Here is an 18,331-nt window from a genome sequence, read left to right on the forward strand (position 1 = left end):
AAAAAAGCTCTCATAGTCACCGCACCAAGGGTGACCGCGATCTCGCGAATTACCTGCCCGGCCTTCGGCTGACGCGGCCTGCGCGGCGCCAGGGACCGGGACCCTCCAGTTTCACGATGCCGCCTGTCTACAGGCCGGCACTTATCCGCAGACAGTTCACGGGCAGTACGCCCGGACGACCGGATCGAATTGACGATGACCGAAACAGAAAAACGCGACTATTCACAAACGCTCAACCTGCCGCAGACCGAGTTTCCCATGCGGGCAGGCCTTCCCAAGAAGGAGCCGGAAATCCTGGCCCGCTGGAAAAAGCAGGAAATCTACAAAAAACTGCGCGAGCAGGGTAAGGGCCGCGACAAGTTCATCCTGCACGATGGCCCTCCCTATGCCAACGGCAACATCCATATCGGCCACGCTCTCAACAAAACGCTGAAGGACATCGTGACGCGGTCCATGCAGATGATGGGCTATGAGAGCAACTATGTTCCTGGCTGGGACTGCCACGGCCTGCCGATCGAATGGAAGATCGAGGAACAATACCGCGCCAAGGGCAAGAACAAGGACGAAGTTCCGATCAACGAATTCCGCAAGGAATGCCGTGAATTCGCCGAGCATTGGGTCGATGTCCAGCGCAAGGAGTTCAAGCGGCTCGGCATCGAGGGCGATTGGGACAATCCCTACCTGACAATGCGCTTCGAGAGCGAAGCCGTCATCGCGCGCGAATTGATGAAGTTCGCCATGTCGGGTCAGCTTTATCGCGGCTCCAAGCCGGTCATGTGGTCGGTCGTCGAGAAGACCGCTCTGGCGGAAGCGGAGATCGAATATCAGGACTACAGGTCCGACATGATCTGGGTGAAATTTCCGGTGATGACGGCGGGTGGCAGCGACGACGCGGCCGTCGAGGAGCTTCTGGAAGCCGCCGTGGTCATCTGGACGACCACCCCGTGGACCATCCCCGGCAACCGCGCCATCAGCTATTCCTCGCGCATCGACTACAGCCTCTACGAGGTGACACAGGAAGGCCTGCCGGACGACAACTGGGTCCAGCAGGGCGACAAGCTGATCCTGGCCGACGCGCTTGCCGACGATGTCTTCAAGAACGCGCGGATCACCGACTTCAACCGCTTGCGCGCCGTCACATCGGATGAGCTGGCGGCCCTGACCTGTGCCCACCCTCTCGCAGCCCTGGACCTTGGCGGCTACGCGTTCGACGTTCCGCTTTTGGACGGCGATCATGTGACGGACGATGCCGGTACGGGCTTCGTGCACACGGCACCTGGCCACGGCACGGACGACTTTGAAATCTGGATGGACAACCGCGCCGCGCTGGATGCACGCGGCATCAACACGGCAATCCCGTTCACGGTTGCCGACGACGGGTTCTATACGAAGGACGCGCCGGGCTTCGAGGGCTTTGAAGTCATCACCCACAAGGGCGAGAAGGGCAAGGCCAACAAGGCGGTCATCGAGAAGCTGAAAGAAAGCGGCACGCTGATCGGCCTCGGCCGTCTCAACCATTCCTATCCGCATTCCTGGCGTTCGAAGAAACCGGTGATCTTCCGCAATACGCCACAGTGGTTCGTCCATATGGACAAGGCGTTGAGCACGGAAAGCGACACGCTGCGGACCCGCGCGTTGACAGCCATCGACGAGACGCGTTTCGTTCCGGGCAGCGGCCAGAAACGCCTGCACTCGATGATCGAGAACCGTCCGGACTGGGTGCTGTCGCGCCAGCGCGCCTGGGGCGTGCCGATCACGGTCTTCATCCACAAGGAAAACGGCGACATCCTGAAGGATGAAACAGTCAACGCCCGCGTGCACGATGCGATCGTCAGCGAAGGGGCGGATGCCTGGTTCGCCGACGGTGCGAAGGAACGTTTCCTTGGCAGCGACTATTCAGGCGCGGACTGGGTCATGGTTACCGACATTCTGGATGTCTGGTTCGATTCCGGCTCGACCCACGCATTTGTGCTGGAGCAGCGCGAAGACCTTGCCCCCAAGCGCAAGCCCGAGGGCGGCAACGACTACGTGCTTTACCTGGAAGGTTCCGACCAGCACCGCGGCTGGTTCCACTCGTCGCTGCTTGAAAGCTGCGGCACCAGAGGTCATGCACCCTATGATGCTGTTCTGACCCACGGTTTCACCATGGCCGAAGACGGACGCAAGATGTCCAAGTCTCTCGGCAACCAGGTGTTCCCGCAGGACATCATCAAGCAATATGGCGCCGATATCCTGCGCCTGTGGGTGGCTTCGACCGATTACTGGGAAGACCAGCGCCTCGGTCAGGAGATCATCAAGACCAACGTCGACAGCTACCGCAAGCTACGCAACACGCTTCGCTGGATGCTCGGCTCCCTCGCGCATGCGTCCGGGGAAGAAGTTGCCTACAGCAATATGCCCGAACTGGAACGGCTGATGCTGCACCGGCTGGTGGAGCTCGACGCGATGGTCCGCGAAGCTTACCGGGAATTCGACTACAAGAAGATCTTCCATCAGCTCTTCAGCTTCATGACGCTGGAACTGTCGGCGTTCTATTTCGATATCCGCAAGGACGCACTTTACTGCGACCCGGCCTCTTCCGTGCGCAGAAAGGCCTCGCTATTCGTGATCGGCAAGATATTCGACTGCCTGGTCACCTGGCTCGCGCCGATGCTGCCGTTCACCATGGACGAGACCTGGACCTCCCGGTACGGGGAAGACAGCTGCGTCCATCTGGAACAGTTCCCCGCCGTACCGGCGCAGTGGAGCGACGATGCGCTTTCGGCCCGATGGGCGAAGATCAAGATCGTCCGCCGGGTCGTCACCGGAGCGCTGGAAATCGAACGCCGGGAAAAACGGATTGGTTCGTCGCTTGAAGCCCACCCGGTCGTGCATGTCACGGACCCGGAGCTGATGGCCGCACTGGAAGGCAGGGATATGGCGGATATCGCCATCACCAGCCAATTGACGCTTTCCGCCGATCCCGCTCCCGAAGGCGCTTTCACGCTGGACGACACCAAGGGTGTTGCCGTCGTGCCCGGTCTGGCGGAAGGACGCAAATGCGCCCGGTCGTGGAAGATCCTGCCGGAGGTCGGATCGGATCCGGACTATCCGGATGTGACCCGGCGCGATGCGGGAGCGCTGCGGGAGTGGGACGCGGCGCACGCCACAGCATGATGCGGCAAACCAGCGGACGGGCATGACCGAACCTCACGAGAGATCTGAAAATCAGCTGAAGCAGCCCCTCTTCTGGGGCCGCTTCAGCCGGTTCGTTTTGCTGGTCGCGCTGGCCGGGCTCGTTCTGGATCAGGCAACGAAGCTGTGGCTTGTCTACGGGTTCGGCCTCGCGGATGCAGGTCCGGTGCGGCTTTTGCCTGTCCTCGACATCGTTCTGGTCTGGAACAGGGGGATCTCCTACGGCCTGTTTCAGCAACACAGCGATCTGGGGCGCTGGCTGCTCGCCGGTCTGACCATGATTGTCACGGTAGGGCTGTGGATCTGGTCCACACGCTGCCAGACCAGACTGGTGGCTCTCTGCCTGGCGCTGATTATCGGCGGAGCCTTCGGCAACGGTATCGACCGGATGGCATTCGGCGCGGTCGTCGACTTTGTGCATTTCCACGCCGGCAGCTTTTCCTGGTATGTGTTCAACCTTGCCGATGTGTGGATCGTTGCGGGGGTCGCCGGTCTCCTGTATGACAGTTTCCGGAATGGTCCTAATTCAGCCGCAAAATAGCGGTTTATGGCAGGATTAACGGATTGCGGGCAGGACGCTGCCGGTATGTGATCGAAAAATCGGGGAGTCTGCCGTGCTGCGGACGAGTTTTGCTTTGGTGAAGAAATCTGCGGTACTGGCGATGCTCGCCGGACTGGCCGCCTGTCAGGCCGCGGACGGAACAAGCCAGGCACCGGATATTGCCCTTGTCAATTCGGTGATGAAGGGGCTCGGTGCTGTCGACCCGAATGAAAAGCCGATCGACTACAAGCCGCGCGCGCCCCTGGCACTACCCTCCGAGACCGCCACACTCCCGGAACCGGAGACAAATGTCGCCGGCGTCAATTCCGCCGACTGGCCGAAGCAGCGCGAAAACGCGCAGCTTAACGAGATCCAGGAAGTGTTCGCCAGTTCGGGCAAGTCGGGCAGCATGAACAGCGCCCCCCTGACGCCCGCGCAGATGCGCGGCTTCAAGATCACAGGCGTCACCGGCCAGCCGCGCGATGTGGAGGCTGATCGCCGCGACAGCGACATCACGGAAGGCAGCAAGCTGACACGTGCCGAACAACGCGCGGAGTGGGAACGCCTGCAGCAGTTGAAAGCACAACAGGCCGGGGTCGACCAGAACGGGCTTGCGTCCCGCCAATTCCTGACCGAACCGCCGACAGGCTACAGCACCCCTTCGCCGGATGCTCCGATGCCCGAAGTGGTCAAGAAGAACAAGCGGGCTGGCAATCGCGATATCTACGATGCCACGCCGCTCGACCCGCGGTGCCTGGAAGGCGAGACCAAATACTGCAACTGACGCTCCGGCCCTGCATGACGAAATTGTAATGAGACCTTCGGGCGCTGCTTCCTATATGGAAGATGGAGCCCGGAGGTTTTTTGCATTTGGCCCAGTCAGGCCAGCTTCCGCGTCAAGACAGGGAATTCGGGTCCACCGATTTCGTGGACACATGACTATTCACATAAAGACCCAAAACGGGAGTTGCACGTGAACCTGCCCATCAAGAAGAACCGCCCGTCCCTGCGCTATCGGCTGAAACAATCCGCCGGTCTGCTGTTGCTGCCGGCGCTGGTGTTCGGGGCTGTGTCCCTTCTGCCCGCTGACACAGTGCGCGCCCAGACCGTTTCGGCCGGCGACATGGTGATTGCCCCCAATCTGGAGAGCTTCACCCTGGACAACGGACTTCAAGTCGTTGTCATTCCCGACCGGCGGGCCCCGGTGGTGACCCATATGATCTGGTACAAGGTCGGGTCCGCCGACGAGCCGGAAGGTCAGTCCGGCGTCGCACATTTCCTGGAACACCTGATGTTCAAGGGAACAACGAAACATCCGAACGGTGAATTTTCACAAATCGTCTCCGAACGCGGCGGCCAGGAAAACGCCTTCACCAGCTCGGACTACACGGCCTATTTCCAGCGGGTCGCGAAGCAGCACCTGCCACTGATGATGGAACTGGAAGCCGACCGGATGGAGAATCTGGTGCTCAGCGACGCGGTCGTTTCGCCCGAGCGCGACGTGGTCCTCGAGGAGCGGCGCATGCGGGTCGACAGCAACCCTGGTTCGCGGTTGCGCGAGGCCCTGAACGCCATCACCTTCGTCAACCACCCCTACGGGTCCCCGGTGATCGGCTGGCAAAGCGAGATCGAAGCCTTGAACAAGGACGCGGCGATTGCGTTCTATGACCGCTTCTACACGCCCAACAATGCGGTTGTGGTGATAGCCGGCGATGTCAACATAGAGGATGTGCGCAAGCTGGCCGAAGACACCTACGGCAAGGTCGCCAGGCGGGCGGAACCAGGGGCGCGTGTGCGTCCTGCCGAACCGCCGCTTTCCGGTGAACGGCGTATCACGGTTTCCGATGCACGGGTGCGGCAGGAGTCCATTTCGGAAGCCTGGGTCGTGCCGAGCCGCAACACCGGGGCCGGCCATCTGCCGGAAGCGCTCGATGTGCTTGCCTACATTCTTGGAGAAGGGCCTTCGAGCCGTTTGTACAAGTCCCTCGTGCTGGAGCAGGAAGCAGCCATCAACGCCGGTGCATACTACCAGAGCAACGCCTTGGATGACGGCCGGTTCGGGGTTTATGCCACCCCCCGGCCGGGTCACACGCTGGAAGAACTGGAACAGCTCATTGCCACTGAACTTCAGCGGCTTCTGGAAACAGGTGTGAGCGAAGAAGAAGTCGAGCGGGCCAAGAACAGCATGATCGCAAGCGCGATCTATGCGCAGGACAGCCAGTCGGGGCTCGCCCGTCTTTTCGGTGGCGCTCTGGCAACGGGCCAGATGATCGAAGACGTTCAGAGCTGGCCGTCTCAGGTGAAGGCCGTGACGCCGCAGGATGTGCTCGATGCCGCCCGCGCCCATCTGACGGCGCTGCCGGTTGTCGGAGAACTGCGCATGGCGCCGGAAGAACCTGCGGCCGCCTTGAACGAAACCACTCCCCTCAAAGACAAGTCCTGATCCATGACCAAGACATCCCAATTCCGGCAATCCAATACTGACCCGGTTTTTTCTCGTCTCGCCATTTCCACCCTGATCATAGCCCTGTTTGTCACATTCGGTCTGACCAAGGCCGCAGGTGCCGTCGAGATCCAGAAGGTGACCAGCGAAAAGGGAATTGAAGCCTGGCTGGTGGAAGACCATACGGTGCCCATCATCGCGCTGAACTTTTCCTTTGAAGGCGGATCCGCCCAGGACCCCGAAGGCAAGGAAGGCCTGACCCGGCTGCTCGCCGCCACCATGGATGAGGGTGCCGGAGATCTGGAGTCAGAGGCATTTCAGACGCGGATGGAGGAACTGGCGATCAGCATCAGTTTCAGCACCGGCAAAGACAGGTTTTACGGCAGTCTGCGGACACTCACTCCGACGCTGGATGAGGCCACTGGGCTTCTTGCAATGGCGGTCAACGAGCCCCGGTTCGATGCCGAAGCGGTCGAGCGGATGCAAACCCAGCTGTCGGCCCGGGCCAGACGCAACGAGAGCGATCCGGATTCGATCGCCGGCCGCTCGCTTGCCGTGTCGATGTTCGCCAGCCACCCTTATGCCCGGTCAACCCTCGGCACGGACGAAACGATCAACGGCCTCAGCCCGGCTGACCTGTCCGCCCATCACGCCAGGCTCATAGCCCGAAACGGGCTGACCATCGGTGTGGTCGGCGCAATCGACGCGCAGAGACTGAAATCGCTTCTCGACGAGGTTTTCGCGCCGCTTGCCGAAACGGGCGAACTGGTCGCGGTGTCCGACCTGGAGCCGGAGTTCGGCAAACAGATCCACCAGGAGCTGCCGGTTCCGCAGACCACGATCCTCGTGGGACTGCCGGGCCTCAAGCGGGACGATCCGGACTATCAGGCCGCCTATGTGATGAACCACATTCTCGGTGCCGGCACCTTCACCTCGTGGATGTATCAGGAAGTGCGTGAAAAACGCGGCCTATCCTACGGCGCCAGCACGTCGCTCTCGCCCTACCGCCATGCGGGCCTTCTGATCGGATCCGCGGCCACCAAGGCCGACCGCGCCGGCGAGACTGTCGATGTGATGCTGGATCAGTTCCGGCGCATGGCCTCGGACGGCCCTAGCGAAGAAGAACTCAACTCCGCGAAACAGTTCATCACCGGATCCTATCCGCTGCGCTTCGACAGCTCGGGCAAGATCGCCCGTCAGCTGGTCGCTCTGCAGAACGCAGATCTCGGCATCGACTATTTCGACCGCCGGAACAGCGAAATCGAAGCGGTCACGCTGGAAGACGTCCAGCGTGTCGCAAAACGTCTGCTGGCGGAAAAGCAACCGACCATTGTGACGGTCGGCCCCAAGCAGAGCTGAGATATACTCAAAGAGCGTTGGCGGCGGGCCCTGCCTGCCGCTCGCACCTCTTCGCGTGTCATTGCCTGCATCATATCGCCGGAAGCTGCAGCAGCGCTGTGAAGCCTCGCAAGCGTCAGGGATCGAGCCTGTTGTGACAGGCACTCAGCTTATTTCGCTGCCCGCCGCCCAGAATGTCAAAGGAATGGATTGTGCCATCGGCATGCTGAACGGCTGATCAGCCTGCAGCCGATCTCCGCGGTCCAGGTGCGGGGGTTCCCTGAAGGACCTCCGCCTTGACCGGACGAGGCGGCGAGAAGAGGTTGCCCTGGGCAAGCTTCACATCATAGTCGAGCAGCTCCAGGACCTGGGACTCGGTTTCCACATGGTCGGTGATCAGCTCCATGCCATAGCGGTGCAGAAGATCGCCGAAATCGGAAGGATGGATATGGCCGTGTTTGGCTTCCCGCCGTCCGATCAGATAATCCGCATGCAGTTTGCCGTATTTGAACCCGCGTCCCGCCAGCGAATTGAAGTCCATCTTCATGTCGGAGATCTGATCGATGGAGAAACGGAAGCCGGCTTCATAAAGCGCGCTCAGGCTTTCCAGTTCCATCGCCCCCATATCCGCGACATCGGTCTGGGAGAACTCAAAAACGAGCGCGTCGGCAAAGTTGCGGTTCGCCTTGACGAATTCCAGGAAGCCCGGGAAGAAGGTCTCATCGACCAGGGACTGCGAAGAGATATTGCAGAAAAGGACCGCGTTGCGATTGCGTGAGGTCAGCCGGCGGATAACCTGGATCGAACGGAACAGCAGAAGATTGTCGATGCGTGCGATCTGACCGGATTGAACAGCCGCAGGCATGAACCTGGAGGCTTCAATGAGATTTCCGGCGGAATCGCGAAGGCGGGTGTAGGCCTCGTAGTATTTCACCTGGCGCTGCGGCAGGGAAACAATGGGCTGCAAATGCAGTTCGACGCGGTTGGCATTCAGCGCCGAGGCGACCAGTTCCCGCATCGCCATATCCGGGCCTGGCCGGTTCGGCTGCATCACGGCACGGTCCCCGGTCGGCCGGGCCGGTTCATTCATGTCGCCAACGTGGACATCCGGCGCACGCACCGCGTCCTCGGACTGTCTGGGCGCATGGACGCCGTAGCGGCGATCCAATTCGGCCATATCACTATGCCCGGCAGGTCCGCCGTTGTCGGAAGGCGGGAACTGACCGTAGTCCGGCTGCGGCTCGCTCCTATGATCCGGCGCCGGATAAGGTCCTGCCGGATACCCCTGCGCCGGCACCTGATGCTGGTGCCCCTGGGGAGGGAGGCCCTGGTGCGGCAAACCCTGGGGTTGCTGCCCCTGGGGATAGCCCGGCAGGCTGGGCATCCTCGGCGGCGGCATGAGTGCCTGCTGGTCTTCCACCTTGGTTTCCAGATCGGACATGGCTTCGGCCATCTGTTTCACCAGGGTGCCCAGAACTTCCACTTCGGCGAACAGCGGATCAATTTCAGCACGGGTGCGGCGGGGAACGGCATGTTCCATCCCGGTCAGCCGGCCTTCCAGGTTGCCGACATCCTCATCGAGGTCGGCCATCCGGTCTTCCAGACGGTCAACCGCCTCGCCGACGGCGCTGCGGTCGCGCGCCCGGCCGATCAGGAGATGAACGAGGATCATGGTGCACATGAGGGCGAGCGACAGGGAGACGGCCTCACCAAACGGACGGCCAAACTGGAAGACCAGAACCGTTGCCGATGACAGCGCAATAACCGCCATGCAGATTGCTACGAATATGGTCCCTGTGCGGCCCATGGAGCGTGACTATTCCAACTCGAATCAAAAGTTACCGGTTAATCATGCCTTAAGAAGCGGCGGCCTCCCAATCCGCAAGCCGCTTTACAGTGTAGAATCCGTGACTTGTCCCCTACTATGCTCGGTCAAATACGCATTTTCGGCAATTCAAGTGCCGTTGCTGCCGCCGACGATGTTTCAGATCTCCTTGCGCAACAAAGCCTTTGTCCGGTAATTCCCAGCCTTTTCAGCTTTGCATTCGACAATGGCTCCGATAAACTTACGTAGGGGAAGATTCTCTCTCGACGCAATGAATATGAAGGGGAGGACCGGTATGGAGAATGCCGGCCGAGGTATTCGCAGACGTTTGTCACCGGATGCTGCCGGGACGAAACCACGAGTGCTGGACCTCGACGAATTTTTGTGCCGGCAGTTCGGCAATGGTTGAGACGCATCACGGCTCTTTAGCAGCGCAATCCGAAAGCACCTCCCTTTCCGACCAACAGATCCGAAGAGCCCTTGCCAGGACGCTGAAAAGCCCGGAATTCCATTCAGCGCCACAGCTTTGCGCCTTTCTCAGGTTTGTGGGGACCGCCACACTCAAACATGGCCGCGACAGTCTGAAAGGTTATACCATCGCCGTTGAAGCGCTCGGCCGCCCGGAAGAGTTCAACCCGGTGACAGATCCGATCGTGCGCGTGGAAGCTGCCCGGCTGCGCCGGAGGCTGGAAAAATATTATGCAGGATCCGGATCGGAGGACCCTGTCCGCATCGTTATCCCCAAAGGTAGTTATGCGCCCGAATTTCGTCCGGCAGAGTGCCCCGAACGACAGAAATCCTTCTCCGTGCCACAAGAATCTGCCCCAGCGCTTTCCATCTCCCATCCCCCCTCCGGGGAACCCGGCAGGAAGGAAGCCGTGCAGGCGCGGCGCTATTCCCTGGCTTTTGTCGCGGCCGCCATGGCGGCGTCCGGCACTGTCTTCCTGCTCATCGGCTATCTGGCCGGTTCGATGCAATAGCACCCTCAACAAACAAGAACAGCGATCCTCTCTCAAACCGAGAGCCTCCCGAACTGGCGGGTGGGGGCAAGATCCACATTCGTCGGCAAAATTCGCCGGTTTAGCGCTTTCTCCTTGGTCAAAGTGCAAAATGCGCGAACTGACAACGCTTTGTTTACCCTGTTCGGAGAATTATCAGATTGACGAATCTTTCGATTTCCGAATGACCGGTCGAGCGATGGGAGTTACCCAGCAATGGGGAGTAATGAAGGCAATGCCCTGCCTGTGATTGTACGCATATTGGATGCATCGGCTTCTGAAGCCGCCCGCACGTCCGCAGTGTGCGCGAAACTGCCTCACTCCTGCTCGGACCCAATTCTTTATACGGAATCAGCCTCCTGTCTTCAGGACCTCGCGGACAAATCCACCGACATACTCGTGATCGATCTGGAAACCATCGGCGGAGACGAAGCGCTGGAAGCCTACGCCGTGCGGTGCCCGAAGGCGGTTATCCTGGCGGTCTCTTCAAGAGGATCTGTCTCGCGGGCCGTCAGCGCCATGCGGTCCGGAGCACATGACTTCCTGACCAAACCGTTCTCGCTGGACGCACTTGCCTCGAAAATCACCTTCCAGCTCGAGCAGCGCCGCCCCGTTCAGGCGCCCGTAGCGCCGGCTCAATCAGAACCGCAGGAAATCCGTCCTGCTTACATCAGTCCCGATCTGCTCTCACTGAGCAATCCTGAGGAACCGACACGCGACGCAATGAACCGGCTTATCGGTCACTCGGCGCAAATGCGCGACATTCACGACCAGATCAAACGCATGGCGCCATCGCAGGCGCCGGTTTTCATCACCGGTGAATCCGGTACAGGCAAGGAGTTGTGCGCCAAAGCGGTTCACGACCTGTCGGACCGCCGGCCGAGCCGTTTCGTCACGCTGAATTGCGCCGCCATTCCCCGGGATCTCATTGAAAGCGAAATCTTCGGCTATGTCCGGGGCGCCTTTACCGGCGCGGTGGACAACCGGGCCGGCGCCGCGGAACAGGCGGACGGCGGAACGCTGTTTCTGGATGAAATCGGCGAGATGGACCTGTTGCTTCAGAGCAAGCTGCTGCGCTTCCTGCAGACCGGCACGTTCCAGCGTCTTGGAGACACCCAGTCACGCAAGGTGGATGCACGCATCATCTGCGCGACCAACCGCAATCCGGTCGCCGAAATATCGGCCGGGCGGTTCCGGGAGGATCTCTACTACCGGCTTCATGTGCTGCCCATCCACCTGCCGCCGCTGCGGGAACGCCGCGACGACATTCTTCCCTTAGCGGAAACGTTCCTGGAGCGGTATTCGACAGAAGAACGCCGCGGTTTCAGGGGCTTTGACGCAGATGCGGAGGCGCGGATCGTTTCTTATGCATGGCCGGGCAATGTGCGCCAGCTTGAAAACACCATCCGGCAGATGGTGGTCATGAATGACGGCGCCGCCATAACCTTCGAAATGCTGCCGATGGTCATCCGTGACCAAAGCAGCCGTCCGAACGCAATCATTGATCTGTCCCGTGAGCGCTCCCGTGTTGCAGCTCCGAGCCGGGCTTTCGGGTCGATCGAACCGCTCTGGGCCCAGGAGAGGCGGATCATCGAGGATGCGCTTGACGCCTTCGACGGCAATATCGCCATGGCAGCCGCCGCACTGGAAATCAGCCCGTCCACAATCTACCGCAAGCGGCAGTCCTGGACGGAACGCAGTCTTGTGCCGCTGATGTCCTGATTCCCCTACCACACCACAATGACCACCTGTGTGACGCTTTCACGGGTAAATTTCCGCAAGCTGGACGCGACGGCGTTTACCGCATCGCACGCTATTCCTTGTCATATGTGTGATTTCTGTCTATATCGGCAAAATCGCTAAGAAAAGACAAGACTTAATGGCGTGCGGGGAACGATGACATTGTTGGCTGGAAGACTTGCATCTCGGTGGATCACATCCGCCGGCTTCATTATGGTCGCAATATTGACGGGCATATTGTCCGCGCAGGCCCAATCTGACACCGGCTCCGCTCTGTCTCCAGCATTCCTTCAGGCCCGCGCCGCTTATGACACGGCCTGGGAAACATCCGGCCTTGCGTTCGACAAGGTGACGCTCACAGATGGCAGCAGCCAGGGCTACGGTCAATATACCCCGCGCGCCAGTTCCGCATATGGCGATGGTGAGCCCCTTTCCGTCTACGCCGAACCGGTGGGTTACGATTTCCGCCAGACCGGTGACAGCTATGCCTACGAGTTGACGGCCAGCTACCGGCTGCTGAACCTCTCGGGCCAGGTTCTGGCCGAACAGGGCAATTTCGCAAGCTTCGCAGGCAGCGGCCTCTCGAAAAAGCGGGAACTTTCCGCTTCTCTCAATTTCCAGTTCAGCGGCCTGCCCTCCGGCGACTACAAGCTGGAAGCCACCTTTACCGACGCTGTCGGCGGCAAGCAGGCCAGCTTTTCCCTGCCCTTTTCCGTCACCGCCGCGAACTGATCACGCGCCTCCGCACCCTGCATATTGCGGCCATTTTTTGCAGGCAATGTGAGGCTGCTTAAGGTCAACCGGCACTTTCGCCTGTCTCCGCGCCATTCGGTGCATGAATTCTCCTCACCAAGCATTGACAACGGGCGCATGGATGCATAAATCCAAGGCACTGTTAGCACTCGCCTCAAGGGAGTGCTAACCGGTGACGGGAGACAAACGAACTCCCGTGTAGTTCAACCAGATTATCATGTCTCGCGCGCTGCCTAAATGCGTGGGGCGCGCTCATGAGAGGAAACAGTCTTATGGCATTTCGTCCACTGCACGACCGTGTCGTTGTTCGCCGCGTAGACTCCGAAGCGAAGACCGCAGGCGGAATCATCATTCCGGACACCGCAAAAGAAAAGCCGCAGGAAGGTGAAATCATCGCCGTCGGCACCGGCGCCCGCAAGGACAGCGGTGAGCTGATCCCGCTGGACGTCAAGGCAGGCGATCGCGTCCTGTTCGGCAAATGGTCCGGTACCGAAGTCAAGATCGATGGTGAAGACCTCCTGATCATGAAGGAATCCGACATCATGGGCGTGATCGCTTAAGTTCCAGCGAACCGCTTCTGATCTCATCCAAATTCCACAAACAAGTGAGACGATCCTATGTCTGCTAAAGAAGTAAAATTCGGTTCCGACGCACGCGAGCGCATGCTGCGCGGCGTCGACACGCTCGCAAACGCCGTCAAGGTGACCCTCGGCCCGAAAGGCCGTAACGTCGTCCTCGACAAGTCCTTCGGCGCACCGCGCATCACCAAGGACGGTGTTTCCGTTGCCAAGGAAATCGAACTCGAAGACAAGTTCGAAAACATGGGCGCACAGATGGTGCGTGAAGTGGCTTCCAAGACCAACGACATCGCTGGCGACGGCACCACCACCGCAACCGTTCTGGCCCAGTCCATCGTCAAGGAAGGTGCCAAGGCAGTTGCCGCCGGCATGAACCCGATGGATCTGAAGCGCGGCGTTGACATGGCTGCTGTAGAAGCCGTCAAGGCTCTGGAAGCTGCTTCCAAGACCATCACCACCTCCGCTGAAGTTGCCCAGGTCGGCACCATCTCCGCGAACGGCGATGTGCAGGTCGGTCAGGACATTGCCGAAGCCATGCAGAAAGTCGGCAACGAAGGCGTCATCACCGTCGAGGAAGCCAAGTCTCTGGAAACAGAGCTGGAAGTCGTCGAAGGCATGCAGTTCGACCGTGGCTACCTGTCTCCCTACTTCGTCACCAATGCCGACAAGATGCTGGCCGACCTGGAAAAGCCTTACATCCTGCTGCACGAGAAGAAACTCTCCAACCTGCAGGCCATGCTGCCGATCCTGGAAGCTGTCGTTCAGTCTTCCCGCCCTCTGCTGATCATCGCTGAAGACGTCGAAGGCGAAGCTCTTGCGACCCTCGTCGTCAACAAGCTGCGTGGCGGCCTGAAGATCGCTGCCGTCAAGGCTCCTGGCTTCGGCGACCGCCGCAAGGCAATGCTCGAAGACATCGCCATCCTGACCGGCGGTACGGTGATCTCCGAAGATCTCGGCATCAAGCTCGAGAACGTTACCCTCGACATGCTCGGCACCGCCGAGAAGGTGGCCATCACCAAGGAAACCACCACCATCGTCGATGGCGCCGGTTCCAAGGACGACATCCAGGGCCGCGTTTCCCAGATCAAGGCTCAGATCGAGGACACCACTTCCGATTACGACCGTGAGAAGCTGCAGGAACGTCTTGCCAAGCTTGCTGGCGGTGTCGCAGTCATCCGCGTTGGCGGTGCGACCGAAATCGAAGTGAAAGAAAAGAAAGACCGCGTCGACGACGCTCTGAACGCGACCCGCGCTGCTGTCGAAGAAGGCATCGTACCGGGCGGCGGCGTGGCTCTGCTGCGTGCGAAGAATGCTGTCGCAGCCCTGTCTTCCGCCAACCCTGACATTGCCGCCGGCATCAAGATCGTTCTGCGCGCTCTGGAATCCCCGATCCGCCAGATTGCTGAGAACGCCGGTGTCGAAGGCTCCATCGTTGTTGGCAAGATCCAGGAAAACGAAGATCCGACGTTCGGCTTCAACGCCCAGACCGAAGAATTCGTCAACATGATCGAAGCCGGTATCATCGACCCGACCAAAGTTGTCCGTACTGCCCTGCAGGACGCAGCTTCCGTCGCCGGTCTGTTGATCACCACCGAAGCCATGGTTGCCGAACTTCCGAAGAAAGACGCTCCGGCAATGCCGGGTGGCGGCGACATGGGCGGCATGGGCGGCATGGGCTTCTAAGAAGCCTCACGCTCACAAGTCTTACGGAAAGGGCGGTCTATCGGGCCGCCCTTTTTGCATGAAGCGCCGCCCGTCATTTCAGATTGTGCCGCATTGCCGCACGGGGAGCGACAATGGGCTTCCAGGAAGCCTCACGCTCACAAGTCTTACGGGAAGGGCCGTCCGTCGGGCCGCCCTTTTTGCATGAAGCGCCGCCCGTCATTTCAGACTGTGCCGCTTTGCCGCGTGGGGGAGCGGCAGAGACTTCCGGGAAGCCTCTAGCTCACAATTCTTGCAGAAAAGGTAGTCCATCGGGCCGCCCTCGACACCCTGACAAACCTGTAGTTTGTCAGGGTGGACGGAGCGGAGATCCGGGACCGGTGAGCCGAAGCCCGTCGCATTGATAAAGCAGCTCCACCAAACGTTTGTGCCTCCCCGGTTCCGGCTCGCACTTCGCTTGGCCGGAATGACGACCGAAAGGGAAAGACTTTGTCATCGGACTGAGGGCGGTCCATCAAACCACCCGCGCGCCGCACCTTATACAAGCCGCAATAAATAAGAACCTATTTGACCATGACATGAGCGCGTTCCGCGAGGAGCGCGCTCATGTCATGGCCTCCGGTGGCTTGTTCAGGCCCGCCTGACTACGCCCACGTCCCTGGACCGGCCAACCAGGCCGATCTGCGTGCCGCGCCTTGCAGAAGGGCCTGAACAAGCCATCCAATAGGCTCTTATTTATTGCGGCTGGTATTACGAGGTTTCGCCATTTCCTTGCCAATTCATTCTCATTTATGGGCCGGTGGCCTCATAAGCAGGAACAAGCGCCATTTCAGTCCCGCTGGGATCAAAGCCGATCAACGTCGTTCCGGATGTCTTCAGCAAGCCCCTGGCTTTTGCCATGATTGCGCGATCGTGTACATGCAACGTGTAGCCGGTCAGTCGCGCCATGAATGGTGGTGCGGGCGAGAGGTTTTGCCCCGCCCAGATGTTCAGTCCAAGGCGATGGAGAGACCCGCCGCCAAAATTCATATCTGCAAAGCCAAACCCGGGGATCATGAGACTACGGCTGAAACCTATGCCTTCAAACCAGTCCGTGGCGCTGTCGAGAGCCGGAATCTGAAGATGCAGATGTGCGAGGCTTGCCTCGTCCGACAGGCGCGCATCCAGATCGGCTCCCTGCGCGTGCCGCAATTCTGCTTCCACGTCCAAAGGCTCGCGCCCGCTATGCGGGTTTCCATCGATATCGTACATGGCGAGACCCCTGGACAGGTCCCCGAAGCGGCCGAAACGCTCAGGCGTCTCATAGACGATCTCGATCCCCAATCCGTCGGGATCGCTGAAATAGATGGATTTGGAAAGGAGATGATCCGTCGGCGAGACGGGCACGCCCTTCTTGATAAGCCGTGCCAGAACGCGTGAGAACTCCGCCTGGTCGGGCACCCCGATGGCAACGTGGTACAGGCCCAGATGCTCCCGGCGCACCGGCCTCAATGCACCGGAAAGCAGCACGATGAGGGTCTTTTGCCGCGTTCCGAGCGCGGCCGTACTGCCGTCCTGTTGGCGAGTTCCCAGTCCGAACGCCTGCGTCCAGAAATCCACGGCGCGGGCAAGGTCAGTAACCTGAAATTCTGCGACGTCCCAGGACAGGCGTTCGTGCTGATTGCCATCTCCGGCTTCCCGGATGGTGCCTAAAGCATCGGTATTCATGGTGTCATCCTTACGGCCGCGCCCCGGAAAGGACCCGGAACGCGGTTCTGCTGTTGTTCAGACGCGGGGAGCGATCACAGATTTGCGGCTGCGGCCCCAGATAATCAACACGGCAAGACCGAGGTAGATCAGGTTGAAGGGAAGAGCGGCAAACTCACCACGGTACATGTGGAACGGGATGGCGAGTACCTGAATAGCCGCCAGTCCCACGGCAGCATAAATCGTCAACTTGGGCATGATGCGGGTCGCGGCAGGCAGGATAAGGCCGATGATGCCAAGCAATTCCATCACGCCGATAAAGCGCACGAAGCCAAGCGGGGCATTTTCAGCCCAGGCGATCCCCATCGCGACCATCTCCGTTTGCGACAAAAAAAGCTTCATATAAACGGACATGGCGTAGAGCAGGCTCAGCACGACTGCTGCGACCCAAAGGCCGATATTCCATTTGGTGCTGGTGGGGGTCATAGATGTTTCAGTTGCAAGTGTCATAGGTCTGTTCCTTCAGGGTGGCCGCCGCTGGGCGGAGCGGTTGCTATCTGAGGTCAACCTTACTAGTTTCCCTTGAGGATATCATCCGGGGTAAATTTGATGCTGTATTTCTTGAGAGTAAATTGAGATGGATGCCCTTCTCAGTCTGCGGGTCTTTGCAGAGGTTGCCGAGCACAAGAGTTTCGCCTTTGTCGCGGAGCGTTTGAAACTCTCGCCCGCGATGACGACCAAACACGTTCAGCATCTGGAAAAACGGATTGGCGCCCGGCTGCTGAACCGCAACAACCGCAATGTCAGCCTGACGGAGGCCGGCGCGCTCTACCTTGCGACCGTACGTCCCTTGCTGGAGGGACTGACCGAGGCCGAGGCTCAACTGTCGCACTCGACGCTGGCGGCAAAAGGGACACTGAAGATCAGCATGCCGGTCTGGATGGCGAACCCTTTCTTCGGGCGCATCATGGCGGCGTACCACGCAGAGAACCCTGAAGTGGTGCTGGATTTCGATCTGAACAGCCAGAAAGTCAATATGGTCGAGGAAGGGATTGATCTGGCATTGCGGGCGGCTCCGACACTGGACGAAGGCCTGATCGCACGCAAACTTGCCTACGTGGATTTTCCGCTGGTGGCCTCTCCCGGGTTCCTCGACCGGTTTGGCCGGCCGAACACCTTCGATGACTTGTCCGGCGCACCGTTCCTTCTCTATTCACCGATGGTTTTCGGTGGCCGCCTGCGTTTACGCGAATACGCCGATTTGCCGGACCTTCGCTACAAGCTGGTGATGCAAAGCGAAAACGAAACCCTGATCCAGATAGGTGTACGCGAAGGCATGGGCTTTACCTTCCTGCCGTATTGGCTTGCTGCCGACGATCTGGCCACGGGACGGCTGGAAGCCGTGCTGCCGAGAGAAGACTGGCCGAGAGTTCCGATTTCAGCAGTTTATTCCGACCGCAGCTATCTGCCCGCCAAGGTGCGCAGTTTTCTCGACTTCCTGGCCGGGCCAAAAGGGCTGGGACAAATGGCAGTCCAGCAATGAGGCGCCGGAGGCGGCCCAGCCCAGCCGCTCCAAGACTGGCCCGAGCCTTT

Annotated in this window: 14 protein-coding genes; 11 read left to right on the plus strand and 3 right to left on the minus strand. The window is 59.9% G+C overall.

The features are described 5' to 3' along the window. The first annotated feature begins 195 nt into the window (after positions 1-195). The 5 genes from ileS (at position 196) to OA90_RS03980 (ending at position 7,517) form a co-directional block, all read left to right on the plus strand. On the plus strand, positions 196-3,156 hold the full coding sequence (gene ileS / locus OA90_RS03960) for an isoleucine--tRNA ligase (protein WP_068407428.1): 2,961 nt from the start codon (positions 196-198) through the stop codon (positions 3,154-3,156). A 22-nt stretch (positions 3,157-3,178) separates the two neighbouring features. Further along, complete coding sequence (gene lspA, locus OA90_RS03965; RefSeq protein WP_082836825.1) at positions 3,179-3,715, plus strand: signal peptidase II; 537 nt, start codon at positions 3,179-3,181, stop codon at positions 3,713-3,715. Between the two features lie 73 nt (positions 3,716-3,788). Continuing rightward, positions 3,789-4,499 carry a hypothetical protein gene (locus tag OA90_RS03970; protein WP_156510374.1) on the plus strand — a complete coding sequence of 237 codons (711 nt, stop codon included), beginning with the start codon at positions 3,789-3,791 and terminating at the stop codon, positions 4,497-4,499. Positions 4,500-4,838: 339 nt separating this feature from the next. Then, positions 4,839-6,158, plus strand: a complete 1,320-nt coding sequence (locus OA90_RS03975; RefSeq protein ID WP_156510390.1) for a pitrilysin family protein — start codon at positions 4,839-4,841, stop codon at positions 6,156-6,158. 3 nt (positions 6,159-6,161) lie between these two features. Then, positions 6,162-7,517, plus strand: coding sequence for a pitrilysin family protein (locus OA90_RS03980; protein ID WP_068407434.1), 1,356 nt, complete (start codon positions 6,162-6,164; stop codon positions 7,515-7,517). 217 nt (positions 7,518-7,734) lie between these two features. Here the strand turns inward: OA90_RS03980 and OA90_RS03985 are convergent, their stop codons facing one another. Further along, the gene (locus OA90_RS03985) at positions 7,735-9,267 is read right to left on the minus strand and encodes an EAL domain-containing protein (protein ID WP_082836840.1); all 1,533 of its coding nucleotides are present in this window, start codon (positions 9,265-9,267) and stop codon (positions 7,735-7,737) included. A 455-nt stretch (positions 9,268-9,722) separates the two neighbouring features. Between OA90_RS03985 and OA90_RS03990 the strand changes: the two genes are divergently transcribed. The 5 genes from OA90_RS03990 to groL all read left to right on the plus strand — a co-directional run bounded on the left by OA90_RS03990 (position 9,723) and on the right by groL (position 15,073). Then, positions 9,723-10,301 carry a hypothetical protein gene (locus OA90_RS03990; protein ID WP_156510375.1) on the plus strand — a complete coding sequence of 193 codons (579 nt, stop codon included), beginning with the start codon at positions 9,723-9,725 and terminating at the stop codon, positions 10,299-10,301. Positions 10,302-10,535: 234 nt separating this feature from the next. Continuing rightward, positions 10,536-12,041: a sigma-54 dependent transcriptional regulator gene (locus OA90_RS03995; protein WP_068407440.1), complete on the plus strand. Its 1,506-nt coding sequence runs from the start codon at positions 10,536-10,538 to the stop codon at positions 12,039-12,041. A 231-nt stretch (positions 12,042-12,272) separates the two neighbouring features. Further along, positions 12,273-12,791, plus strand: coding sequence for a hypothetical protein (locus OA90_RS04000; RefSeq protein ID WP_068407442.1), 519 nt, complete (start codon positions 12,273-12,275; stop codon positions 12,789-12,791). Positions 12,792-13,084: 293 nt separating this feature from the next. Beyond that, positions 13,085-13,372 carry a co-chaperone GroES gene (groES, locus tag OA90_RS04005; RefSeq protein WP_068407444.1) on the plus strand — a complete coding sequence of 96 codons (288 nt, stop codon included), beginning with the start codon at positions 13,085-13,087 and terminating at the stop codon, positions 13,370-13,372. Between the two features lie 57 nt (positions 13,373-13,429). Next, on the plus strand, positions 13,430-15,073 hold the full coding sequence (groL, locus tag OA90_RS04010) for a chaperonin GroEL (protein WP_068407447.1): 1,644 nt from the start codon (positions 13,430-13,432) through the stop codon (positions 15,071-15,073). Positions 15,074-15,841: 768 nt separating this feature from the next. On the opposite strand, the gene OA90_RS04015 is transcribed toward groL, so the two are convergent. Together OA90_RS04015 and OA90_RS04020 are read right to left on the minus strand one after the other, a co-directional pair. Then, positions 15,842-16,759: a VOC family protein gene (locus OA90_RS04015; protein ID WP_068407451.1), complete on the minus strand. Its 918-nt coding sequence runs from the start codon at positions 16,757-16,759 to the stop codon at positions 15,842-15,844. Positions 16,760-16,816: 57 nt separating this feature from the next. Beyond that, positions 16,817-17,248, minus strand: a complete 432-nt coding sequence (locus OA90_RS04020) for a DoxX family protein (protein WP_068407454.1) — start codon at positions 17,246-17,248, stop codon at positions 16,817-16,819. Between the two features lie 127 nt (positions 17,249-17,375). Between OA90_RS04020 and OA90_RS04025 the strand changes: the two genes are divergently transcribed. Beyond that, positions 17,376-18,281, plus strand: coding sequence for a LysR family transcriptional regulator (locus OA90_RS04025; protein WP_068407457.1), 906 nt, complete (start codon positions 17,376-17,378; stop codon positions 18,279-18,281). The last annotated feature ends 50 nt before the right edge of the window (positions 18,282-18,331 follow it).

Origin of the sequence: Labrenzia sp. OB1, from assembly GCF_001624695.1 — a bacterium.
Taxonomy (GTDB): Bacteria; Pseudomonadota; Alphaproteobacteria; order Rhizobiales; family Stappiaceae; genus Roseibium.

Excerpts from the sequence above, each read along its gene's own strand:
- ileS (WP_068407428.1), top strand. The coding sequence starts at position 196 with ATGACCGAAACAGAAAAACGCGACTATTCACAAACGCTCAACCTGCCG.
- lspA (WP_082836825.1), top strand. The coding sequence starts at position 3,179 with ATGACCGAACCTCACGAGAGATCTGAAAATCAGCTGAAGCAGCCCCTC.
- OA90_RS03975 (WP_156510390.1), top strand. The coding sequence starts at position 4,839 with ATGGTGATTGCCCCCAATCTGGAGAGCTTCACCCTGGACAACGGACTT.
- OA90_RS03980 (WP_068407434.1), top strand. The coding sequence starts at position 6,162 with ATGACCAAGACATCCCAATTCCGGCAATCCAATACTGACCCGGTTTTT.
- OA90_RS03985 (WP_082836840.1), bottom strand. The coding sequence starts at position 9,267 with ATGGCGGTTATTGCGCTGTCATCGGCAACGGTTCTGGTCTTCCAGTTT.
- OA90_RS03990 (WP_156510375.1), top strand. The coding sequence starts at position 9,723 with ATGGTTGAGACGCATCACGGCTCTTTAGCAGCGCAATCCGAAAGCACC.
- OA90_RS03995 (WP_068407440.1), top strand. The coding sequence starts at position 10,536 with ATGGGGAGTAATGAAGGCAATGCCCTGCCTGTGATTGTACGCATATTG.
- OA90_RS04000 (WP_068407442.1), top strand. The coding sequence starts at position 12,273 with ATGGTCGCAATATTGACGGGCATATTGTCCGCGCAGGCCCAATCTGAC.
- groES (WP_068407444.1), top strand. The coding sequence starts at position 13,085 with ATGGCATTTCGTCCACTGCACGACCGTGTCGTTGTTCGCCGCGTAGAC.
- groL (WP_068407447.1), top strand. The coding sequence starts at position 13,430 with ATGTCTGCTAAAGAAGTAAAATTCGGTTCCGACGCACGCGAGCGCATG.
- OA90_RS04015 (WP_068407451.1), bottom strand. The coding sequence starts at position 16,759 with ATGAATACCGATGCTTTAGGCACCATCCGGGAAGCCGGAGATGGCAAT.
- OA90_RS04020 (WP_068407454.1), bottom strand. The coding sequence starts at position 17,248 with ATGACACTTGCAACTGAAACATCTATGACCCCCACCAGCACCAAATGG.
- OA90_RS04025 (WP_068407457.1), top strand. The coding sequence starts at position 17,376 with ATGGATGCCCTTCTCAGTCTGCGGGTCTTTGCAGAGGTTGCCGAGCAC.